The following is a 21,656-nucleotide window of genomic DNA, read 5'->3' on the forward strand; positions in this document are numbered from 1 at the left end:
GGAGCCTGCGTGATCCTGCTGTTGTCGACCTCCGACACCGATCTGCTGTCGGCCCGCGCGAGCGGCGCCGAGTACCGGCTCGGCAACCCCGCCCGGCTCTCCGCCGACGACCTGCCCGCGCTCGTCGAGGGCGCCGACCTGGTGGTCGTGCGCATCCTCGGTGGCCGCCGGATGTGGGAAGAGGGCCTCGACTGGCTCCTCGCGTGCGGGCTGCCGGTGGTGGTCCTGGGTGGTGAGCAGCAGCCGGACGCGGCGCTCATGGAACTGTCGACGGTGCCCGGCGGCGTGTGCGCGGAGGCGCACCTCTACCTGGCCCACGGCGGGCCGGCGAACCTCGCTGAGCTGCACAAGTTCCTCTCCGACACGATCCTGCTGACCGGGCACGGCTTCGCCGCCCCCGCCGCCACGCCGACGTGGGGCGTGCTGGAGCGGGAGAGCGGCGGCGAAGGCCCCACGGTCGCGGTGCTCTACTACCGCGCGCACCACGTCGCCGGGAACACGGCGTTCGTGCACGCCTTGTGCGACGCGATCGAGGCCAAGGGCGGCAAGCCGCTGCCCGTCTACTGCTCGTCGCTGCGCACCGCCGAACCGGAGCTGCTCGACACGCTGCGTCAAGCGGACGCGCTGGTCGTGACGGTGCTCGCGGCCGGGGGCACGAACCCGGCGAAGGCGTCGGCCGGTGGTGACGACGACGCGTGGGACGTCGGCGCGCTCGCCGAGCTGGACGTGCCGATCCTGCAAGGGCTCTGCCTCACGTCGAGCCGCGAGTCGTGGGACGCCAACGACGACGGGCTGTCTCCCTTGGACACCGCGACGCAGGTCGCGATCCCCGAGTTCGACGGCCGGATCATCACGGTCCCGTTCTCCTTCAAGGAGATCGACGCCGACGGCCTCACGGTGTACGTGGCCGACCCGGAACGGGCGCTGCGCGTCGCGGGCATCGCCGTGCGGCACGGCCGGTTGCGGCACATCCCGGTCGGCGAACGCAAGGTCGTCGTGATGCTGTCGGCGTACCCGACGAAGCACTCCCGCATCGGCAACGCGGTCGGGCTCGACACGCCCGCGTCCACCGTGCGGCTGCTCAAGGCGATGAAGGAGCACGGCTACGACATCGGCGACGAGCTGCCGGGCGTCGAGGAGTTGGACGGCGACAAGCTGATCCACGCGCTGATCGCGGCCGGTGGCCAGGACGCCGACTGGCTCACCCAGGAGCAGTTCGAGAGCAACCCGATCCGCATCGCGGCGGCCGACTACCGGGTGTTCTACGACACGCTGCCGGAGGACTTCCGCGAGTCGATGGAACAGCACTGGGGTCCCGCGCCGGGTGAGCTGTTCGTCGACCGCTCGAAGTCGGAGGACGGCGAGATCGTGCTGGCGGCGCTGCGCTCCGGCAACGTCACGGTGGTCGTGCAGCCGCCGCGCGGGTTCGGTGAGAACCCGATCGCGATCTACCACGACCCGGACCTGCCGCCGTCGCACCACTACCTGGCCGCGTACCGGTGGATCGAGTCGTCTTTCGGCGCCGACGCGGTGGTGCACGTCGGCAAGCACGGCAACCTGGAATGGCTGCCCGGCAAGACGGTCGGCATGTCCGCGTCCTGCGGCACCGATGCGGCGCTGGGCGACCTGCCGCTGGTCTACCCGTTCCTGGTCAACGACCCCGGCGAGGGCACGCAGGCCAAGCGCAGGGCGCACGCCACGCTCGTCGACCACCTCGTGCCGCCGATGGCCCGCGCCGACAGCTACGGCGACATCGCGCGGCTGGAGCAGCTGCTGGACGAATACGGCAACATCTCCGCGATGGACCCGGCCAAGGTGCCGGCGATCCGCGCGCAGATCTGGACGCTGATCAAGGCCGCGAAGCTCGACCACGACCTGGGCCTCGACGACCGGCCGCACGACGCGGAGTTCGACGAGTTCATCCTGCACGTCGACGGCTGGCTGTGCGAGGTCAAGGACGTCCAGATCCGCGACGGCCTGCACGTCCTCGGCGAGGCGCCGTCCGGGTCCGTGCGGGTGAACCTGGTGCTCGCGATGTTGCAGGCGCGGCAGATGTGGGGCGGTCAGGTGGCCGCGCTGCCCGGTCTGCGCGAGGCGCTCGGGCTCGACTCGCAGGCCCGCGAGGATGTCGACGCGGTCGAGGAGCAGGCGCGCGCCCTCGTGCAGGCGATGGAGGACGCGGGCTGGGACCCGGAGGTCGCCAAGACCCTGCACGAGTCCGTTGACGTGCAGCGGATTCTGGAGTTCGCGGCACTGGAGGTGGTGCCGCGGCTCGCGCGCACGACCGACGAGATGACGAACGTGCTGCACGCGCTGGACGGCGGCTACGTCCCGGCTGGTCCGTCCGGGTCGCCGTTGCGCGGCCTGGTGAACGTGCTGCCGACCGGCCGCAACTTCTACTCGGTGGACCCGAAGGCCGTCCCGTCGCGCCTCGCGTGGGAGACCGGGCAGGCAATGGCCGAGTCGCTGCTGGCGCGGTACCGGGACGAGAACGACGGCGAATGGCCGCCCTCGGTGGGCCTGTCGGTGTGGGGCACGTCCGCGATGCGCACGGCGGGCGACGACATCGCCGAGGTGCTCGCGCTGCTGGGCGTGCGGCCGGTGTGGGACGACCAGTCCCGCCGCGTCACGGGCCTGGAGGTCATGGGCCTGGAGGAGCTGGGCAGGCCGCGCATCGACGTCACGGTCCGGATCTCCGGGTTCTTCCGCGACGCGTTCCCGCACGTGGTGGCGTTGCTGGACGACGCGGTGCAGCTGGTGGCCGCCCTCGACGAACCCGCGGAGCAGAACTTCGTGCGGGCGCACACGCTGCGCGACCTGGAGGAGCACGGCGACGAGCGCCGGGCGACGCTGCGGATCTTCGGCTCCAAGCCGGGCGCGTACGGCGCGGGCGTGCTGCCGTTGATCGACAGCCGCAACTGGCGCGACTCGTCGGACATCGCCGAGGTCTACGCGGTGTGGGGCGGGTACGCGTACGGCCGCGGGGTCGACGGCGTGGCGGCACGGGAGGACATGGAGTCGGCGTACCGGCGGATCGCGGTGGCGGCCAAGAACATCGACACCCGCGAGCACGACATCGCCGACTCCGACGACTACTTCCAGTACCACGGCGGCATGGTCACGATGGTGAAGGCGTTGACGGGCAAGGCACCCGCCGCGTACATCGGCGACAGCACCCGTCCCGAGGCGGTGCGCACCCGCACGCTCACCGAGGAGACGTCACGGATCTTCCGCGCCCGCGTGGTGAACCCGCGCTGGGTCGGCGCGATGCGGCAGCACGGCTACAAGGGCGCGTTCGAACTCCAGGCGACGGTCGAGTACCTGTTCGGCTACGACGCCACGACCGGCGTCGTGGCCGACTGGATGTACGAGAAGCTCACCGAGACCTACGTGCTCGACCCGGAGACCCGCAAGTTCCTCCAGACCTCGAACCCGTGGGCGTTGCACGGCATCGCCGAACGCCTGCTGGAGGCGGCCGAGCGCAAGATGTGGGAGCACCCCGAGGAGTCCACTTTGGACGCCCTGCGGTCGGCCTACCTGGAGACAGAGGGCGACCTGGAGGACGGCGTCTGATCGACCCGGACGCAGCAGCGTTCCGGTGCCGGGTCGAGGCGCGCGGTCACCCCGTCCGCCTCGATCCCGTCGAGCAGCCCGCTGACCAGGCACAGGTTCATCCCGCACACCAGCCGGGTGTGCCGCTGGGCCAGGCTGTGGAACGGGCAGTTGCCGAGCAGGATCGACCCGTCGTCCTCACGCGGCTCGAACCCGAGACCCGCCAGCGCCTCGGTGACGTCCCGGTGCGCGGCGGCGGCCAGTTCGGTGCCCCACTCGTAGGCGCGCCGGTTCAGCACCTCGCGGACGGGGTCGCCGGTGGACTCCGCCTCCACCAGCGCGTCGGTGAGCAGGTGGCTCGCGGCCTCGTAGCGCCGGTCGGGCAGCGAGACCTCGATCTGCTCCCCGGAGCGCCGGTAGAGCTTCGCGGGCCTGCCCGCGCCGGGGCCGCCGCGGCCGGAACGCCGCTGGTGGACGACGGTGAGCAGGCCGAGCTCCACCAGCTTGTCGAGGTGGAACGCCGCTGTCGTGCGCGGCAGCTCGACGGCCTGCGCGGCCTCGTCCTTGCTGATGGGCGCGGCCTGGCGCGCGACGAAGTCGTAGAGCCGGCGCCGGTTCGGCTCGTCGAGTGCCGCGACGGCGGCGACGGGGTCGGCCATCTCTAAAACCCACTTTGGTTGACTTAATTCGCCCGACGGTTCTAACGTTAGCGGAAGTCGTCGTTAGAAGGAGGACGTCGTGACGCTCCCGAGTCGCACCGAGGCGAGCCCGATCGACACCGAGGCGGCCCGGCAGGCCGTGGCGGACCTGTTGAAAGCGCTGGGAAAAGACCCCTTCTCGGTCCACCTGGCCGACACTCCCCGCCGCGTCGCCGACGCCTACGCCGAGCTGCTCACCCCGCGCACGTTCACCCTCACGACGTTCCCGAACGACGAGGGCTACGACGAGCTGGTGCTGGCACGCGGGATTCCCGTGCAGTCGTTGTGCGAGCACCACATGCTGCCGTTCCACGGCGTCGCGCACGTCGGCTACCTGCCGGGGGAGCGCATCCTGGGGCTGTCGAAGCTGGCACGGGTCGTGGAGATGTTCGCCCGTGACCTCCAGGTGCAGGAACGCCTCACCAAACAGGTCGCGGACTGGTTGCAGGAACACCTGCGCCCCAAGGGGGTCGGCGTCGTGATCGAGGCCGAGCACATGTGCATGGCGCTGCGGGGTGTGCGGGTCGCCGGGTCGAGCACCGTCACCTCGGCGTTGCAGGGCGTGCTGCGCGAGGACCCCGCGTCACGTCAGGAGTTCTTCACCCTCGTGCACGCCTGACACCGGGCCGAACGCGTAGGAGCCGGGCGCCGTCTCGTCGTCACCGGCCCAGAACTCCATCCACAGCTGGGCGAACTCGTGGCGTGACAGCCTGCCGTCGCCGTCGAGGTCGAGCCTCGCGAAGTCCACCGGGCCGTCGTGGCCGAGCCACGCGCGGATCATCATCCGGTACTCGTCCTGCGAGACGTAGTCGTCGTTGTCGGCGTCGGCGGCCGTGAACATCGCGTCCGCGGTGCCGAAGACCGCCTCGGGGCTGCTCGGCAGGACGTCGACGACGCCCATCACGTCGTCGAGGGAGACGCGGTCGCGGCCCGCCGCCGTCCGCAGTGCCTCCCACCAGCCCATCATCACCTGGGCCAGCTTCTCCTCGTCGCCGCCGCGCACCTCCACCCAGCGCGTGGTCAGCGCCCGGAAGTCGTCCTCGGCCAGGTAGCCGTCGTGGTTGGCGTCCATCGCCTCGAAGACGGGGGACACCTTCTGTCTCTGGAAGTCGCTCGCCATGCGCCGAAGATAGGCCGAACGCCCTAAGGAGCCTATCGGCCGAACGGGTCCGAACTAGTCCACGAACAGAGCATTCGACAGCTGCGAACGGCCGCCCACGCCGAGCTTGCGGTAGATGCCCGGCAGCAGCGCCGCCACCGCGTCCGCGGGCATGAGCAGCACCGACGCGATCTCCTCGTCGGAACGGCCGCGCGCGGCCAGCTCCGCCACCTGGTGCTCGGCCGGGGTCAGCGCGGTGGGCCCGGTCTGGCGCATCCGCCGAGGTCCGGCGCTCGTCGCCACCAGTTCGGAGTAAGCCCGCGCGGCCATCGCGGTGGAGCCGCACTTCTGCGCGAGGTCGACCGCGTCCCGCAGGCACGCGCGGGCACCGGCCGTGTCGCCCTGCCGCCGCACCACCACGCCGAGGTCCACCAGCGCCCGCGCCAGTTCCAGGCGGGCGGGGGAGCCTCGCAGCACCCGCACGGCCTCCTCCAGCACCGTGCGTCCCGCCGCGCCCGCGGTCACCCGGCCCTCCGCGCGCAACGCCATGCCCAACGCCCGTGGCGCGCCCCAGGCCCGTGCCAGCTCGACCTCCTCCGACGCGAGATCCCGCGCCCGTTCGGAGTCGCCGATCGCCGCGCACGCCAGGGCCGCGCCGGAGCGCCACGCCAGCGGGGCCGGGTTGCGGTACGGCCATGCCGCGCAGTGCCGTCCCGCCGCCAGGAACGCTTCCAGCGCCTCGCGGTCCTCGCCCCGTGCCGTCAGCAGACGCCCTCGCACGGTCAGCAGCGCGGCGTACTGCCAGACGCGACGCGCCTCGTCGGTCGAGGACTCGGCGACCAGCGCCTCCGCCTCGTCCAGACGGCCTTCCTCCAGCAGGATGTCGGCGAGCAGCGCGGCGTGCCACACCGAGACCGCGTGCCAGCGCCGGTCCTGCCGCAGGTGGTCCTCCGCCAGTTCGAGGTCGGCGTGCGCCGAGACCAAATCTCCTTTGCGGCGCTGGACGTTCGCGCGCATCACGTACGTCAGCGCCCGCAACGGCGGGGCCTGCGCGCGGTCCACGTCGTCCAGCACGGCCAGCGCCTCGTCGAGCGAGTCCGCGAGGTTCAGCGTCATCGCCGACGTCAACGACGACAGCACGTCCGTCGGCACCATCTCACCGGCGGACACCCGTGACACGGCCTCCTCGGCCGTGATGTCCCCCACCATCACGTGGTGCAGCACTCCGGCCGGGGTGTCCAGACTTACCTGCGACGGCACGGCTTCCTGCCACGCCAGGCCGTGCACGACCAGGTGCGCCCGCGCCAGCGGAGACCCGCCGGCCAGCACCGCGGGCACCTCGGCCGCGTTCCCCTCGGCGTGCAGCGCGTACGACAGCGCCACCGCCGTCTCCTCCTCGTCCACATCGGACTCGAACGCCTCACGCAGCCGTGCCGTCGCGCCGGGCAGGTTGCCGACCAGCTCGGCGATCCCCAGCAACCGCAGGGCCCGTGACGGGTTCGCCACCGGCTCGCGCAACGCCCGCCACAGCAACCGTGCCGCACCGGGCGTGTCGCCCTGGTTCACCGCCTCCTGCGCGGCCCGGTCGAGCACCTCGGCCGCCCACGGCGGAAGTCCCGGCGAGGTCTCCAGCAGGTGGTCCGCCACCGCCCGGTCCGGTGCGCCGTGCGCGCGCAACGACCGCGCCGCACGCAGGTGCAGGTCGGCGCGTGCCGGTGCGGGCAGGTCGTCGAGCACCGCCTGCCCCGCCACGCCGAGCAGCCCGGCGCAGCGCCTGGCCTCCGCCAGCTCCAGCGGCCCCAGCCCGGTCAGGTCGGCCAGCACGGCGGGGTGCGGGTCCGGCCCGAGCACCGCGAGGCAGTGCGCGGTGACGACGACCGCGGCGGAACGGCGGCGCAACCGGGCCACCGCGATCTCGCCCAGCACCTGCGCGCCGCGTTCGGCGACCCGCCACGCGGACTCCTCGTCCGGAGCCACGCCCTCCTCGGCCAGTGCCGCCACCAGCCGCGTCACCGCCAGCGGGTTGCCCCCGGTCACGGCCAGGCACGCGGCGGTGAACGCGGGAGCGGGGCGGCCGAGCGACGCCGTGACCACGTCGGCGACGGCCTCGGGGGAGAGGTCCTCCAGCACGACGCGCCTGCCGACGGCCATGACCTCGGCGTGCGACGGGTCGTCGCAGCGCTCCCCGGTGCTCAGCGTCAGCACGAGGGCGATGGGCAGGCGCTGGATCCGCAACGCCAGGTAGGCGAGCCAGCGCCACGACGCCGCGTCGGCCCACTGCGCGTCGTCGACCACGACGAGCAGGTCCGCCTGACCCGCCAGCGCCGCCGCCAGCCGGTAGACGCCGTGCAGCACCGCGAAGTCGGCCGTCCGCGCGGTCAGCCGCACCGCGCCCACCGCCTCCGGCGGCACGAGGTCCGGGTCCACCAGGTCGAAGAGCTGGGCCACCACCCCGAACGGCAGGTCGCCGTCGAGGGCGCTGCACCGGGCCCGCAGGACGTGGCCCCGCCAGCGGGAGGAGAGGTCGTCCAGCACGGTCGTCCTGCCCGTGCCGGGAGCACCCTCCACGACGGTGGTCGTGCCCGGCGTCACCTGTTCGCTGATTCCGGCGCACCACGCATTCAGCCGGTTTCCCAAGATCTCTCCACAATCGGTGGCCGAATGGATCAGCGGAATTGATGCTAGGAGAAAGAGGGCCGCTTGCCCAGGTAAAGCTCGCCGGGCGGGAGGCGTCTCAACAGGGGTCCTGCACGTATGATCCCGCGGGCAACTACCCGAATGGGTAGCGGCAGCCGCACGGACTCCCCGCGTGATCGTCCCAACGGCCCAGGACGCTGTCCCGGGGCTGGTCGCCGGGTGGGGCGTCGTGGTAATGAGGAAGTCGTTCTCCGCCCCTCGCGGAGCGAAAGGAAAATGGGTGTCCGGGAATCGGGACGGGGTGTTCCGCGGCCGTGGGGCAGAACGGGAGCTGCTGCGCGGGGTGCTCGACTCGGGCACCGGTGTGGTGCTCGTCGACGGCGCACCGGGAACGGGCAAGACCCGGCTGCTCGCCGAGGCCGCCGCGCTGGCCGCCCGCCGCGGCTTCGAGGTCGCGACCGCCCGGGACGAGCTGGACCAGCCGTTCCTGCTGGCGCGCCTGGCAGAACGCGAGCCGGACGGTCCCGCGCTCGTCCTGCTCGACGACCTCCACCTGGCCGAGCCGGGAACGCTCGCGGCGCTGCGGTCCCTGCTGCCCGCCTCCACCCACGAGAAGGTCGTCTGGCTGCTCGCCCGCCGTTCCGGCGAGGGCGCCGACCGCCTGTTCGCCGCCGCGCTGGCCCGCGGTGCCGTCCGGATCGACCTGCGGCCGTTGCCGGAGGAGGTCGTCACCGACCTCGTCGCCGACCTGGCGGGCGGGGTCCCCGACCACGACCTGCGGGCGCTCACGTCGACCGCGCTGGGCAACCCCGCCGAGCTGGTCGCCCTGGTCGACGCCCTGCGCGAGGACGGCCTCGTCGAGGTCGTCGCCGGCAACGCCTCGCTGCGCTCCGGCCGCCCGCCGCTGCGCACCGAGGCGCTGCTGCTCGGCCGCTGCCAGTCGCTGAGCGGCAAGGCGCGGCACCTGTTGCAGGTCGCCTCCGTCCTCGGGCGGCGCTTCGAGCCCGCCGACGTCGCGGAGATGCTGGCGACCAGCACCGCGATCCTGCTGCCCGCGCTGGACGAGGTCATCCGCGCGGGCGTCGTGACGTCGCTGGAGGACAAGCTCGCGTTCCGGCACGACCTGCTCTGGCGGCTCGTCGCCGAGTCCGTGCCGCCGCCCGTGCGCCGTGCCCTGCACCGCGAGGCGGGCGAGATGCTGCTGGGCCGCGGCGACTCCGCCGTCCTGGCCGCCGGGCACCTGCTGCACGGCGCCCAGCGCGGTGACGTGAGGTCGATCGACGGACTGGTCACCGCCGCGCTCGCCGTGCTGTTCACCGCTCCCGACGCCGCCGCCGAGCTCGCGGTGCGGGCGCTGGAGCTCACCGACCAGTCCTCGCCGTCCCTGCTCGACCGCACCGTCATCGCGGTCCGCGCGCTGACCGCGGCGGGCAAGCTCGCCGCGGCGCAAGCGCTCGCGCAGGACGCGTTGTCCCGCCAGGTCTCGCCGGAGGCGTCGGCCCGGCTGCGGCACTGCGTGGCCACGACGACGCTGCTGTCCGCGCGGCACGCGGAGTCGGCGGAGCTCTCCGAGGCGTTGCTGCACGAGCCCGACCTGATGCCGCAGCTCGTGCCGTGGGTGGAGATCGTGCGCATGATGGCGCTGCTCGGCCACGACCGGCGCCGCGCGGAGGAGCTGGCGGAGGACGTCGTGCGCACCCACCAGGGGACGCCGGACGACGTGCTCGCGACGGCGCTCGCGGTGCTCGCCGCGATCGCCCGCGACACCGGGCAGCCCGGCGCGGCACTGGACCTGGCCCGCGCGGCCGCGCGGTCGGTGACCTCGCAGGAGCTCAGCGCCTACCCGCAGCTGCTGCTCGCGACCGTGCTGGGCGGGCTGCGCGAGCTCGCCGAGGCCGACAGCGTGCTGCGCCGGGCGCGCAGCGGGACGTCCGCCGTCGTCACCAAGGGCATCCTGATCGAGGTCGTGCAGGCCAGGACCCTGTTGCAGGCCGGGCGGATCGAGGAGGCGGCGGTCGAGGCGCGGGCAGCGCTGACCGCGGCGGAGGAGACGGGCCACACCGCGCTGGTGGCGCCCGCGCTGGCCGTGCTCGCGCTGGTCGCGATCCACACCGGTGACCTGCCGGCCGCGGTCGAGCACGTCGACCGCTACCGCCACGGCGTGCCCGCCGACGGGATCGTGTTCTCCCACGCCTTCTACCAGTGGACCGACGTCCTGGTCACCTACGTGGAGTCGGGGCTGGAGAAGGCGCTCGCGCTGCTCACCGACGAGTACCCGGACCTGGTGTCGTCCGGGCTCTTCGCCGAGGAACCCCGTGCCGCCGGGTGGTTCGTGCGCAGGGCGCTGGAGGCGGGCGACTCCGGGCTCGCCAAGTCCGTCGTCGCGAGGGTCGAGCAACTGGCCGCGGACAACCCCGGGTTCCGGGCGCTCGCGGCGGCCGCGCTGCACGCCCGCGGCCTGCTCGACGCCGACCCGTCCGCGCTGGAGCTGGCCGCACAGCAGGAAGGCGACCGGTGGGCGCGGGCGAACGCCGCGGAGGACCTCGGCGTGCTGCTCACCGACCGCGCCGCCGCGGTGAGGGCCCTGGAAAGCGCTCTCTCGCTGTACCGGGAGATCGGCGCGTCCCGCGACAGCGCCCGCGTGCTGGGCAGGCTGCGCAAGCTCGGGCGGCGCCGCCGGGCCGAACCCGCGCGTCCCGCGTCCGGGTGGTCGGGCCTGGACGACACCGAACGCGCCATCGCGAACCTGGTCGCGAAAGGACAGACGAACCGGCAGATCTCCACGCAGCTGTTCATGTCACCGCACACGGTGAACTTCCACCTGCGCAAGATCTTCCGCAAGCTCGGGATCAGCTCTCGGGTCGAGCTGGTGATGCGGACGAGGGACGACCGGTGAGCCGCTTGGCCTGACGGCGCAGCTGCAGGATGCGGGCCGCGCCGACGACCGCGACCAGCAGCGCCCCGCCGATCGCCGCGAAGAGCAGGGAGACGCCCAGCGGCAGGCTGAACTCGCCCCACAGGAAGTGGATCGTCGTCGTGCCCAGGTTCTGCAGGATGAACACCAGCAGGAAGATCAGCACGACGATCGCCACCAGCACGGCGACCCACGTCCCGCTGGTTCTGGTGGGACGGGTCGACTCGCGCGGGGTGTCCGGGGCCGTCAGGTCCGCCGGCGGGACGGTGGCAGGAGGACTGCCGGGCCTGCCCGCCGGGATCGGCTCGGTGACCGGGGCCTTCGGGGTCTCGTCGCTGGAGGTCGCCACCCGCCGATTATCGGCGACCTCCCGTCGTCGCGCCCGCTGGCGAACGGGGGACTACAGCCGGCGCAGACCGGCGAGCACGCGTTCGAGCAGCGCCATGTTCGGCTGGGCGCCCGGTTCGTGCACCGCGACCAGGTTCAGCGTGATCAGGTCGCTCAGCAGCACCCGCGTGACGCCGAGCGGGATCTTCATCAGCGCCGAGATCTCGGCGACCGACCGCGGCTGAAGGCACAGCCGCATCATCGCCGCCTGGTCGTTGTTCGCCTGGTGCAGCCGCTCCTCGTCGGTCGAGAGCAGCGTCTCCAGGCGCAGGTCGTGGCGGGCCGTCGTGCGGCCGCCCGTCCGCGCGTACGGACGGATCAGCGAGCTGTCCCGCGCGGGAACGCCGGGAGGTTCTTCTTCCTGCATCGGCCACTCCGGTGGCGGCTCCGGTGGGCGTTGGCGCAACGGTTGCTGAACGGGCATCTGCTGCGTGTCCGAGCCGTGCGAGTCACCTCGCTCGTCCGACTTCAGCCGTCTGCGGGTCGCCGGGGATCCGAATCGCGCCCCGGTGTAACCGATTTCCGTCGCTTCCTCGTCGTGCACGTGCCCAAGCTATAACGAAGTCGCCCAAATGTATGTCGATCACGTTGCCTTTTTGTCACCCAGATCGAATCTGACCTGGATTGCAGTGCCCGTCGCCGTCGTTTGGGTGCGCACGAGGTCCGCCAAACGGTTGACAAGCAACAGACCGCGACCGCCTGGTTCGTTTGCGTGAACAGGCGTGCGTCCGGCGAGAACATCCGTGATGTGTCCGTTGTCGTTGACTTGGCAAACAATGCTTTCGTTTTCGGTCCACACCCGGACCGTGCTCTGGCCGCCGCCGTGCCGGACGCTGTTGGTCGCCAGCTCGGTCACCGCGAGCGCGAAGTCGTCGAGCCGCGCCGCCGAAAGGCCCAGCCGCACCGCCTGCTCGCGGGCGAACGACCGCACCGCCGCCATCGCGCCCGCGCCCACCGAGGTGCTCACCGCGTCCACCGGGATCGTGAGCGGCAGCGAGTGCGCGGCGACGACCACCCGCGCCGGGTGGAAGTGGTCGCTCGGCCGGTGCCCGCCCGCGTCGATCACGACCGGGTGGGTCTTCTCGGCGTCGGCCAGCACCTCGTGGCCGAGCGCGGACGTGTCGTACGGGCACAGGATGCTCAGGTCGCGACCGCTGAAGGCGTAGTTGACGAGCGCCTCGTGCAGCGTGCAGGCCGGGTACTCGACGTCGGTGCGCCGGTCCCAGACCGGTTCGCTGATGATCCGGACGGCCCCGCGGTGCCGGTCGGCGAACGCGCGGAGATCCGGGATGATCCGGCCGGGGTTGCGGCCGGTGTCCGCCATGTCGAGGAAGGTGACGAGGTGTGCGAACCCGCTCAGCGCCTCCCGCAGCAGCTCGAGCTTCCTGCTGGGCACCGCCACGGCGACGGGCTCGCCGTTCGCCAGGCCCTCGACCACGAACGGGACCGTGCCGTCGATGTAGGACTCCTCGTCGGAGTAGAACAGCGCCGGATGTGCGAACGTCATGTGCCACCTCTCGTCAACTTCCCAGGGTGTCCACCCGAGCGGCCGCTCAAACCATCATTTCTTGACCCTCACACCGTGTCAGCCCCTACACAGGACCAGTCATGTTCACCATCGGAGACTTCGCTCACCTGGGCCGGGTGTCGGTGCGGATGCTGCGCCACTACGACGCCACCGGCCTGCTGCCGCCCGCCCGCGTCGACCCGTCGACCGGCTACCGCTTCTACACCGCCGCCCAGCTGCAGCGGCTCAACCGCCTCGTCGCGCTGAAGGACCTCGGTCTGACGCTCGACCAGGTGCGGGTCGTGCTCGACGAGGAACTGCCCGTCGAGCAGCTGCACGGCATGCTGTCGTTGCGACGAGCCGAGCTGCGGCAGCAGATCGCCGCCGACACCGCGCGCCTGCGCCGGGTCGAGGCACGTCTCCGCGCCATCGAGAGGGAGGGCACCATGCCCGCCGACGAGATCGTCGTGAAACCCGTCCCCGCCGTCCGCGTCGCCCGGCTGAGCGCCACCGCGGCGTCCTACGACCCGCAGGACATCGGCCCGGTCATCCAGCCGCTCTACCCGCAGCTGTTCGAACGGCTGGGCCGCGCGGGCGTCACACCGTCCGGGTGCGGCATCGCCACCTACGAACCCGCGCCCGGCGACGAGGTCCTCGTGCACGCCGGCGTGACCGTCACCGTCGAGCCGTCGCCCTCCTACGGCTTCGAGGTCGTGGACCTGCCCGCGCTCACCGAGGCGGCCACGGTCGTGCACCGCGGGGCGATGGACGACGTCGACGTGACCTACCAGGCCGTGGCGGCGTGGATCGAGGCGCACGGGTACAAGCAGAACGGGTTCGCCCGCGAGGTGTACCTGAACTACGGCGAGGGCGACCCGGCCGACTGGCTGACCGAGCTGCAGCTGGAGATCACCAAGCCGTGACATGAGCGCGGCGTGGCCGGTCAGCGGTCGTCGGTGTGGATGCGCCGGTGCAACGACTCCATCCGCTCGTCCAGCTGCGCCGCGATCATCGCCGACGACATCAGCTCGTCGACGAAGTCCGCGGGCGGGCTGTCCTCGTACTTGTAGAACAGCTTGTGCTCCAAGGTCGCCCAGAAGTCCATCGCGATGGTCCGCAGCTGCACCTCGACCTTCACGAGCTCGACCCGGTCCGACAGGAACACCGGGATGCGCACGATGAGGTGCAGGCTGCGGTACCCGTTCGGCTTCGGCGTGGCGATGTAGTCCTTGGTGCGCAGGATCTCCACGTCGTGCTGGCGCGCGAGCATCTCCTTGACGCGGTAGACGTCCGAGACGAACGGGCAGATGACGCGCACGCCCGCGATGTCGTCCAGCACGTCGCCCATCGACTCCAGGTCGAGCGGGAAACCCTTGCGCCGCAGCTTCTCCAGGATTCCTTCCGGCTTCTTCACCCGGTTGGTGATGTGCTCGATCGGGTCGTGCCGGTGGACCGAGTCGAACTCCTCGCTGAGGATGCGCAGCTTCGTCATCAGCTCCTCGATGGCGAACTTGTAGACGAGCAAACGCCGTTCGAGGTCGCGCAGGAGGCTCAGGTCGTCGGCCAGGTCGGTCACCACACCAGCGTACTGATCATCGGGGACCGAACCGCGCGACCGCTTGCGGGGCGTACCCGTAGAAACCGGGAAGTCCACCCGTGTGGAGGAACACGACCGGCGTGTCGCCGTGTGCCGCGATCTCGCGGAGCTTCACCGCGGCCTTGCCCGTGTACACCGGGTCGAGCAGCACGCCCTCGGTCTCGGCGAAGAGCTTCAGCACGTCCCACATCTCCGGCGTCGGCACGCCGTAGCCCGGTCCGACCGTGTCGTCGGTGAAGGTGACGTGGGACAGCTCCGGCGCGGGCGCGCCGAGCAGGGCGGCGGCCTCGGTGGCCAGGGCGCGCAGCTCCTGCTCCGTCTCCGCGGCGGGGTGCGAGACGCTCGGGGCGTGGACGGTGCCGGGCCAGCCGAGCAGCTCGGTGCCGAGCGCGATGCCCGCCGCCGTGGCGCCGCTGCCCTGCGGCACGACGATCCTCGCCGCGCCGATGCCGCGGTCGTGCAGCTGGTCCACCAGCTCGGCGGCCGCCGCGACGTAGCCGAGGGTGCCCAGGCCGTTGGAACCGCCGACCGGCAGCGTCACGGCCTTGTCGTGGTTCACCCGCGCGTAGACCTCGTCGGCCTCCTCGGCGTTCGCGCACACGTGCACGGTGGCGCCGAACATGTGGTCCAGCACGATGTTGCCGGAACGCTCGTACGCGTCGCCGTCCATCGGCACCTTGGCGGTGAGCACCAGCTCGCACCGCAGGCCGAGCTTCGCACACGCCGCCGCGGTCTGGCGGCCGTGGTTGGTCTGCAACGCGCCGAACGTGATGACCGTGTCCGCACCGTCGGCGAGGGCGCGGCCGAGCAGGAACTCCAGCTTGCGCAGCTTGTTGCCGCCCGCGCCCAGCCCGTTGACGTCGTCGCGCTTGAGCAGGACCGGAGGGCCGCCGAGCGCCGCCGTGAGCCGAGGGGCGTCGTCGAGCGGGGTCGGCCAGCTGCCCAGTGCGACTCGGGGGAACGCGCTCAGGTCCATGCCCGTGAGCTTAGGGCGTGCCCGCCGGTCCAAGGTGGACGGTTCAGGTCTCGCGGCCGAACTCGGCGTAGCGCGTGGTGCCGCTCTCCAGCGCCGTCACGGCGAGCGTGAGCCGCCGGTGCAGGGACGGATAGATGCGTGGCCGGGCGTCGTCGAGCGTCAGGTACTCCACGCCGCGCAGTTCGGGGTCGCAGGCCACCGCGCCGTCCACGACGCCGCCGTCGAAGACGAACTGGTGGCAGTCGCGCCAGACGCCGTTGCGCGGGGTCCAGTCGACCACCAGCAACCGTCCGAGCCGGACGTCCAGGCCCAGCTCCTCGCGGATCTCGCGCAGCGCCGCCGCCTTGGGCGACTCGTCGTCCTCGGTCATGCCGCCCGGGATGTCCAGCACCGGCTTGTAGACCGGCACGACGAACAGCACCCGCCCGGCCGAGTCGCGGACCAGTGCTCCGGCCGCGCTCGTCTTGACCGGCCGCCGCGACGCCACGCCGGGCTCGAACTCGATCTCGGCCGGTCCCTCGTCGAGGACGTCGGCGGCGAAGGTCGCGGGGTCTCCCGCGTGCTGGGCGGACATCGTCCGATGATCACACCACAGGGTGAATCACGCACCGGAGCGGCTGCCGTTCGGCGCTGGTGAGCGGCCGCCGGGCGATGACGGTGCGCGACCAAACGAACAAGCAGTACGCTCAGCGGTGTAACTCCGTGCGATCAATCGCCGATGTCCGAGGCAACATCGGTGGAGGTGACGCCAATGGGGGCAACCGGTGCCGCCAAGCGCAGACACGACGGCAGATCGGCCCCGTGGTCGGTGGTCATGCTGACCGTCGTGTTCGTCGTGGTGGCCCAGGTCCAGTTCGCCATCGCGATCGCGGAGGCCGTCTGGTGGCCTGCCGTGGTCGGGGTGCTGCTGCTGGGTGCCGCGATCGCTTTCGTGAAGACGGCGCGCAGGCTGCGTTGGGAAGACAGCGACACGTACGAGAAGCCGGTCGAGGTGGCCAAGCCGCTCCCCGCCGGGTACGAGCCGCACGTCGACGCCGACGGAAGCCTCGCTCGTGCGGTCGGCGAGGTGGTCGAGGCGTCCCGGCGCTGGAGGGCCTGACAGCTCCACGTCGCGAAGGCCGGCCCACGGGGTGGTCCGGTCATGTCGCCGTGTTCAGGATCGGAACGGGTTGGGCAGCCACGCCCACGCCGTCGTGGCCGGGTCCAGCCGCATGAGGGTGAGCGGCTTCGCGGGCAGCGGTTCGTGCAGCAGCGCGTGCCGGTCCGGCGTGGCGGGGACGGCGTCCGCCACGACCTGCCACAGCTCGGCGTCCGGCGCGTCGAACGCCTCCACCAGCCCCGCCACCGCCGTCGCGAAGAACGTGGCGAACGTCTTGGCGCGCAACGCCTCGGGGCTCGCGTGCAGCCGGGCGGGCAGGTCGGGGCGGGGGCTCACCCTGATGTCCGCGAGGTCGCGGTAGACCACCCGGCTCGGCCGTCCGCCGACCAGCCCCACCAGCAGGTTCTGCTCGTGCGCCTCCAGCGCGACGCCGCGGGCGAGCAGCGTCATCAGCGGCGGCACGGTGAGCCGCGCGAACTCCGCGAGCCAGGCGACCGGGTCCGGCGGAGGGGACAGGCGCAGCGCGGCCAGCGGCAGGAGCGTCTCGCCGGGGCGGGGCACCGGCGCGTCCCGCAGGATCACGCCCAGCCCGCGGTCCGGCTCGCCGTTCGTGAGCACCGCGGCGGACGCGCGGTTGGGTTGCAGCTCGATCCCCTCGACGACCCCGGCGAGGAACCCGGACACCGTCGTGGCGGTGGCGATCGACTCGGCGGAGATGTCCCGCACGGCCGAGGTGATCTGGGCGCTCAGCGTCGTCTTCACGTGCCACGGCCCGGCCGCGAGGGTCCGCAGCGCCATCAGCGGGCTCGCGTCCAACGTCCCGGCGCTCGCCACCTTGCGGCGTCCGGCCTGCCACGGGTGCACCGGCAGCAGGACGTGGTCACCGTCGGTCAGCTCGGCCGGCCAGTCGCCGAACACGACGTGGTCCTTCGCCGGGTGCAGCCGCAACCCGACGACGGGCCGGTGCTCCGGCCCGTACGCGAGGTGGTCGAGCGCGGTGAACCCCGTGCGGTTGCGGCAGCACGGGTGCAGCGGGTGGCCGTCCACGACGCTCTGCTCGTGCTCCGTCAGCGACCGGTCGGCGAACGGCGTCGTGAGCGGGGCGGCGGTGCGCGACAGCGCCAGTCCGGCGACGCTGTGCGCGACCTCGGAGACGAGGTTCTCCGACCGGGGCCAGCGCAGCGCCCGCAGCAGCTCGACAGGGTGGGAGAAGTCGTCCAGGTCCACGCTGACCTGCGGCAACGGTTCGACCGCCACCGCACGGCGCAGGCGCGCGAGTACCGCCGCACGCGCTCCCGGCAGCGCCGCGAGGAATCTCCCGGCACGATCGTCGTCCAGCGCGGCGGCGAACTCCGTTTCGATCGGCGTCTGCGTGAGAATGATCAGATCCTGACACATTCCCCTCAGGGAAGCGGGCCACCGTGGAAGCGAGCACCGTGGAAGCCAGCAGCACCGACCCCGACGGCGTCACCACGACGGCCCTGCTGAACTGCCTGCGCCGCGAGGTGGCCGTGCGGGAGCCGGACGGGACGCTGCTGCTGCCCCGCACGGGCGTGCGGCTGCGGGCGAAGGAGGGGCGCTGGCCCACCGAGCCCGAGATGTTCGCCGGGACCTGGCGGCCTGTCTCGTGGCACGAGCTGGCCGTGCTCACCGGCGAGGAGCTGGGCGACCCGCCGCCGGGGTTCCTCGACGAGGTCGCCGGGTCCCGCGCGGCCGTCGCCGCCGTGCTCGCCGCCCGCCCGGCCCCGCCCGCCGACCTCTACCAGCGGTCCGAGCAGGCGCTCGTCGCCGGGCACCGCTACCACCCCGCGCCGAAGGACCGCGGTGGCCTCCCGCCCGCCGAGTGGCTGCCGTACGCGCCGGAGGTGCACGCCCGCTTCTCGCTGGCGCACCTGGAGGGCTCGTTCACCGACGACGGTGACGTGCCGCTGCCGGAGGGCGTGCTGCTCGCCCACCCGTGGCAGCTCTCGCTGCTCGGCGTCGAGGCGGAGGTGGCCGACCACGAGGTGTGGCCGACGTCGTCGGTGCGCACGGTCTACGACCCGGCCGCCGACCTGTTCTACAAGTTCAGCCTCGACGTGCGGATCACCAACGACGTGCGCCGGCTGTGGGCGCACGACCTGAGGTGGATCCCGCCGCTGGCCCGCCTGCTGAGACCGGTGTTCGAGGACGTCTCGGCGGTGCACCCCGGCAGCGCGTTCATGGTCGACCGCGGCTACCGGACCTCGCCGAGCTGCCACGAGGGTCTCGCCGTCGTGGTGCGGGACGGCCTCCGGCAGCACGTGCTGCCCGGCGTGACCCCGTTGCTGGCGGCGGGGATCAGCGAGGGGTTCGAGGGGAACCCGGTGGACGGCCTGGACCCCGACGCCGCGCTGAGGTGGTTCCGGCGGTACGTCTCGGTCGTGGTTCCCCCTGTGCTGCACGCCTTCTTCGCGCACGGCGTGGTGATGGAGTGCCACCTGCAGAACGTCCTCGTCGGAGTGGACGCCGGGGGGATGCCGGTGCAGGCGATCTTCCGCGACCCCGAGGGGATGCGGCTGCTGCCGCGCCACGCCGACCTGCTGTCCTCAGTGGACGGACCGGGCAGTGCTCGCGGGGTGTCGGAGACCAAGGGCTGGGAGCGGTTGCAGTACTGCCTCGTCGTGAACCACCTCGTCGAGATCGCCGGTGCGGTGCTGGAGCGCCACCCCGGCATCGACGTGTGGGAGCAGGCGCGGGAGGTGTTCCTCGGCTGCGCGCGGGACCTCGGCCGGCCGGAGCGGCTGACGTCCCTGCTGGAGAGTCCGTTCGTGCCCGCCAAGGCGAACCTGTTGCTGCGCTGGGCGCGTGCGGAGGGCGCCGCGAGCCGGTATGTCGACTTCCCGAACCCACTGGACAGGAACGGTCCACTTCGTTGACAGCGTTTTCCCCGCGCCAATAGCGTGCTGGGACGTGACGAAACGCTGGCGCACCCTGACACCCACGGTCCTCGTCCTGGCATCCCTGCTCACCCCCGCCACCCCCGCGGCCGAAGCCGGTCGCGCCGTCTGGTTCACCTCCTGGGCCCAGTCGCAGCAGAACCTCGGTCCCGCCGTGCGCGACCAGTCGCTGCGCATGATCACCCACCTGAGCCAGGGCGGCAGCGCCGTCCGGGTGCGCGTGCAGAACACGTTCGGCACGCGGCCGCTGACGCTGGACCACACCACCGTCGGCCTGAGCAGCGGCGGCGCGGAGGTGTCGGACGTCCGCGACCTCACGTTCGGCGGCCGGCGCGCCGTGACGCTGCAACCCGGCGCGTCGACCTGGAGCGACCAGGTTCCGCTGAGGACGACCGCCGGGACGGACCTCGCCGTCAGCATGTACGTGGCGGGGGAGGCGGTCCCCGGCCGGCACGACACGGCGTTCCGGGACAACTACCTGACCCCGGCGGGCACCGGTGACCACACCGCGGCGCAGGCCGAGCCGTACAGCCAGAAGACCCAGTCCACCTACGTGGTGACCGCGGTGGACGTCTTCAACCCGCGGCTCAAGGGCGTGATCGTCCCGTTCGGCAGCTCCGTCGTGGACGGGATCGGCAGCACGAACTGCGGTCCCGGCTGCACCGAGATCGGCACCAACAAGCGCTGGACCGACTTCCTGGCCCGCCGGCTCGCCGCGGAGCTGCCCGCCCACGCCCAGCTGGCCGTCGCGAACGCGGGCATCAACGGCACGACCAGCGCCGTCTGTCCCGGGAACGCTCCCGGTATCAGTGGCCTGGACGCGGTGTCACGGTTGGAGCGGGACGTCCTGGACCTGCACGGCGTCACCGACGTCATCTACTACTACGGCACCAACGACCTCGCCAACGGGTGCTCGGGTGCCGACATCATCGCCAGCTACCGCACGGTGTTCGACCGGCTGCGGACCGCCGGGGTGGCCGTCCACGTCACGCCGATCACGCCCCGCCCCGGCTACAGCGACCAGAACAACGTCGACCGCCACGCCGTCAACTCCTTCGTGCGGCGGGGCAGCGACTGCTCCGGCACGTGCGAGTCGCTGACGGACTTCGACCAGGTGCTGGCCGACCCGACGAAGCCCAACAGCATCCACCCGCCCTACGACACGGGTGACGGCGTGCACGCCAACATCGCCGGGCAGCAGGCCATCGCGGGCTACATCGACCTGAAGGCGTTCCGCTGAGGCGTCATCCCGGCCGGAAGGAGGAGCGGGGTGCGGGCGAGTCCCCCGTGAGAGCTACCCCGAGGTGTCCTCCCGGGTGGGATTTCCCGTGCTCGCCGGGGTTCTAGCGTCAGCGGCACGAGTTTTCCGCTGACAGCCAGGAAGTCGGAGTCATGCAACGAAGTGCCGCCCGCCGCGTGTGCGCCGAGCCGTCCGGGTGGGAGCGGTGGGTGCGCCGGTTCCGGTTCCCGGTCCTGTTCGTGCCGCTGTTCGCCGCGCTGCTCGCGGTCGCGGAGGTCGCGTCGCGCCTCGCCCCGGTGCCGCTGCTGGCGCTGCCCGCCGGGGTGGGACTCGCCGTCGCCGGGCTGGCCTGCTACCGGTGGCTGGCGCGGGTCGTCGAGGGCAGGGACACCGTGCTGGAGGTGGCACCGCGCCACCGGTGGGCCGGTCTGGCCCGCGGTGCGGCGCTCGGGGCGTGGCTGTTCTGCTCGGTGCTCGCGCTGATCGGGATGCTCGACGGCTGGGGCCGGGTGACGTGGGGGTCGTTCTCCGGGGTGCTGGGGGTCGCCGGGGTGCTGGCGGCGGTCGCGACGATGGAGGAGATCGTGTTCCGCGGCGTGCTGTTCCGGATGCTGGAGGAACGGGCGGGGACCGCGGTCTCGGTGGTCGTGTCGTCGTCGCTGTTCGGCCTGGCGCACCTGCTCAACACCGGCGCGACGCCGTGGACGGCGCTGTCCGTCGGGCTCACCGGCGGCGGTGTGCTGGCCGCCGCGTACGTCGTGACCCGGTCGCTGTGGCTGCCGATCGGCCTGCACTTCGGCTGGAACTTCGCCCAGGCCGGGGTCTTCGGCGTCGAGCTGTCCGGCGCGGACGTCGAGCCGTCCGGGCTGCTGCTCCTGGAGCTCGACGGCCCGGTGGTGCTCACCGGCGGACCGTTCGGTCCCGAAGCGAGTGTGCCGGCCGTGCTGGTGTGCCTGGTCGCGACCGGTGTACTGCTTCGCCAGGCCGCGCGCACCGCCAGGATCAGGCCACGACCCCGATCGTCCTAAGTGG

The 21,656-nt window shown here is 72.3% G+C and carries 18 protein-coding genes; 8 read left to right on the forward strand and 10 right to left on the reverse strand.

What is annotated here, in order from left to right; genetic code table 11:
• Nucleotides 1-9 precede the first annotated feature (9 nt).
• A complete protein-coding gene (gene cobN, locus BLT23_RS20560) occupies nucleotides 10-3,573 on the forward strand; it encodes a cobaltochelatase subunit CobN (RefSeq protein ID WP_090051423.1) in 3,564 nt (1,187 codons plus the stop codon).
• On the opposite strand, the gene BLT23_RS20565 is transcribed toward cobN, so the two are convergent.
• Nucleotides 3,534-4,211, reverse strand: coding sequence for a helix-turn-helix transcriptional regulator (locus BLT23_RS20565; protein WP_090051424.1), 678 nt, complete (start codon nucleotides 4,209-4,211; stop codon nucleotides 3,534-3,536). The genes cobN and BLT23_RS20565 overlap by 40 nt on opposite strands.
• A gap of 112 nt (nucleotides 4,212-4,323) precedes the next feature.
• Between BLT23_RS20565 and folE the strand changes: the two genes are divergently transcribed.
• Entirely contained in the window at nucleotides 4,324-4,869 is a 546-nt protein-coding gene (gene folE, locus BLT23_RS20570) for a GTP cyclohydrolase I FolE (protein WP_425434403.1), read from the forward strand.
• Here folE and BLT23_RS20575 read toward each other — a convergent pair.
• Both BLT23_RS20575 and BLT23_RS40825 read right to left on the reverse strand, forming a co-directional pair.
• Nucleotides 4,834-5,370, reverse strand: a complete 537-nt coding sequence (locus BLT23_RS20575; protein WP_090051426.1) for an EF-hand domain-containing protein — start codon at nucleotides 5,368-5,370, stop codon at nucleotides 4,834-4,836. The genes folE and BLT23_RS20575 overlap by 36 nt on opposite strands.
• A 54-nt stretch (nucleotides 5,371-5,424) precedes the next feature.
• Complete coding sequence (locus BLT23_RS40825) at nucleotides 5,425-7,986, reverse strand: AAA family ATPase (protein ID WP_176946841.1); 2,562 nt, start codon at nucleotides 7,984-7,986, stop codon at nucleotides 5,425-5,427.
• Nucleotides 7,987-8,266: 280 nt separating this feature from the next.
• Between BLT23_RS40825 and BLT23_RS40830 the strand changes: the two genes are divergently transcribed.
• Nucleotides 8,267-10,882 (forward strand): helix-turn-helix transcriptional regulator, encoded by a 2,616-nt coding sequence (locus BLT23_RS40830; RefSeq protein WP_176946842.1) that lies wholly within the window; start codon nucleotides 8,267-8,269, stop codon nucleotides 10,880-10,882.
• Here BLT23_RS40830 and BLT23_RS20590 read toward each other — a convergent pair.
• The 3 genes from BLT23_RS20590 to BLT23_RS20600 all read right to left on the reverse strand — a co-directional run bounded on the left by BLT23_RS20590 (nucleotide 10,836) and on the right by BLT23_RS20600 (nucleotide 12,794).
• A complete protein-coding gene (locus tag BLT23_RS20590) occupies nucleotides 10,836-11,249 on the reverse strand; it encodes a LapA family protein (RefSeq protein ID WP_090051429.1) in 414 nt (137 codons plus the stop codon). The two genes, BLT23_RS40830 and BLT23_RS20590, sit on opposite strands and share 47 nt — an antisense overlap.
• A 51-nt stretch (nucleotides 11,250-11,300) precedes the next feature.
• Complete coding sequence (locus tag BLT23_RS20595; RefSeq protein WP_176946843.1) at nucleotides 11,301-11,654, reverse strand: DUF742 domain-containing protein; 354 nt, start codon at nucleotides 11,652-11,654, stop codon at nucleotides 11,301-11,303.
• 216 nt (nucleotides 11,655-11,870) lie between these two features.
• Nucleotides 11,871-12,794 (reverse strand): anti-sigma factor RsbA family regulatory protein, encoded by a 924-nt coding sequence (locus BLT23_RS20600; protein WP_090051431.1) that lies wholly within the window; start codon nucleotides 12,792-12,794, stop codon nucleotides 11,871-11,873.
• 101 nt (nucleotides 12,795-12,895) lie between these two features.
• On the opposite strand from BLT23_RS20600, the gene BLT23_RS20605 reads away from it, so the two are divergent.
• Nucleotides 12,896-13,717 (forward strand): MerR family transcriptional regulator, encoded by an 822-nt coding sequence (locus BLT23_RS20605; RefSeq protein WP_090051432.1) that lies wholly within the window; start codon nucleotides 12,896-12,898, stop codon nucleotides 13,715-13,717.
• Nucleotides 13,718-13,737: 20 nt separating this feature from the next.
• On the opposite strand, the gene BLT23_RS20610 is transcribed toward BLT23_RS20605, so the two are convergent.
• The 3 genes from BLT23_RS20610 to BLT23_RS20620 are packed head-to-tail and all read right to left on the reverse strand — an operon-like array spanning nucleotide 13,738 to nucleotide 15,941.
• On the reverse strand, nucleotides 13,738-14,370 hold the full coding sequence (locus BLT23_RS20610; protein WP_425434401.1) for a GTP pyrophosphokinase: 633 nt from the start codon (nucleotides 14,368-14,370) through the stop codon (nucleotides 13,738-13,740).
• 16 nt (nucleotides 14,371-14,386) lie between these two features.
• On the reverse strand, nucleotides 14,387-15,367 hold the full coding sequence (locus BLT23_RS20615; RefSeq protein ID WP_090051433.1) for a D-cysteine desulfhydrase family protein: 981 nt from the start codon (nucleotides 15,365-15,367) through the stop codon (nucleotides 14,387-14,389).
• Between the two features lie 43 nt (nucleotides 15,368-15,410).
• Nucleotides 15,411-15,941: an NUDIX domain-containing protein gene (locus BLT23_RS20620; protein WP_090051434.1), complete on the reverse strand. Its 531-nt coding sequence runs from the start codon at nucleotides 15,939-15,941 to the stop codon at nucleotides 15,411-15,413.
• Nucleotides 15,942-16,118: 177 nt separating this feature from the next.
• On the opposite strand from BLT23_RS20620, the gene BLT23_RS20625 reads away from it, so the two are divergent.
• Nucleotides 16,119-16,466, forward strand: a complete 348-nt coding sequence (locus BLT23_RS20625) for a hypothetical protein (RefSeq protein ID WP_090051435.1) — start codon at nucleotides 16,119-16,121, stop codon at nucleotides 16,464-16,466.
• A gap of 54 nt (nucleotides 16,467-16,520) precedes the next feature.
• On the opposite strand, the gene BLT23_RS20630 is transcribed toward BLT23_RS20625, so the two are convergent.
• Nucleotides 16,521-17,864 (reverse strand): IucA/IucC family protein, encoded by a 1,344-nt coding sequence (locus tag BLT23_RS20630; protein ID WP_090051436.1) that lies wholly within the window; start codon nucleotides 17,862-17,864, stop codon nucleotides 16,521-16,523.
• 23 nt (nucleotides 17,865-17,887) lie between these two features.
• Between BLT23_RS20630 and BLT23_RS20635 the strand changes: the two genes are divergently transcribed.
• The 3 genes from BLT23_RS20635 to BLT23_RS20645 all read left to right on the forward strand — a co-directional run bounded on the left by BLT23_RS20635 (nucleotide 17,888) and on the right by BLT23_RS20645 (nucleotide 21,652).
• Entirely contained in the window at nucleotides 17,888-19,363 is a 1,476-nt protein-coding gene (locus tag BLT23_RS20635; protein WP_218133805.1) for an IucA/IucC family C-terminal-domain containing protein, read from the forward strand.
• A 34-nt stretch (nucleotides 19,364-19,397) separates the two neighbouring features.
• A complete protein-coding gene (locus BLT23_RS20640) occupies nucleotides 19,398-20,624 on the forward strand; it encodes a GDSL-type esterase/lipase family protein (RefSeq protein ID WP_245744068.1) in 1,227 nt (408 codons plus the stop codon).
• A gap of 152 nt (nucleotides 20,625-20,776) precedes the next feature.
• Nucleotides 20,777-21,652 (forward strand): CPBP family intramembrane glutamic endopeptidase, encoded by an 876-nt coding sequence (locus BLT23_RS20645; protein ID WP_090051438.1) that lies wholly within the window; start codon nucleotides 20,777-20,779, stop codon nucleotides 21,650-21,652.
• Nucleotides 21,653-21,656: the final 4 nt, after the last annotated feature.

Source organism: Lentzea fradiae, assembly GCF_900100955.1.
In the GTDB taxonomy this organism is placed as follows: Bacteria; Actinomycetota; Actinomycetes; order Mycobacteriales; family Pseudonocardiaceae; genus Lentzea; species Lentzea fradiae.

Coding starts and splice junctions, on each gene's coding strand:
- BLT23_RS20565 (WP_090051424.1), bottom strand. CDS start 4,211: ATGGCCGACCCCGTCGCCGCCGTCGCGGCACTCGACGAGCCGAACCGG.
- BLT23_RS20575 (WP_090051426.1), bottom strand. CDS start 5,370: ATGGCGAGCGACTTCCAGAGACAGAAGGTGTCCCCCGTCTTCGAGGCG.
- BLT23_RS20595 (WP_176946843.1), bottom strand. CDS start 11,654: ATGCAGGAAGAAGAACCTCCCGGCGTTCCCGCGCGGGACAGCTCGCTG.
- BLT23_RS20600 (WP_090051431.1), bottom strand. CDS start 12,794: ATGACGTTCGCACATCCGGCGCTGTTCTACTCCGACGAGGAGTCCTAC.
- BLT23_RS20605 (WP_090051432.1), top strand. CDS start 12,896: ATGTTCACCATCGGAGACTTCGCTCACCTGGGCCGGGTGTCGGTGCGG.
- BLT23_RS20615 (WP_090051433.1), bottom strand. CDS start 15,367: ATGGACCTGAGCGCGTTCCCCCGAGTCGCACTGGGCAGCTGGCCGACC.
- BLT23_RS20620 (WP_090051434.1), bottom strand. CDS start 15,941: ATGTCCGCCCAGCACGCGGGAGACCCCGCGACCTTCGCCGCCGACGTC.
- BLT23_RS20625 (WP_090051435.1), top strand. CDS start 16,119: ATGGGGGCAACCGGTGCCGCCAAGCGCAGACACGACGGCAGATCGGCC.
- BLT23_RS20630 (WP_090051436.1), bottom strand. CDS start 17,864: ATGTGTCAGGATCTGATCATTCTCACGCAGACGCCGATCGAAACGGAG.
- BLT23_RS20645 (WP_090051438.1), top strand. CDS start 20,777: ATGCAACGAAGTGCCGCCCGCCGCGTGTGCGCCGAGCCGTCCGGGTGG.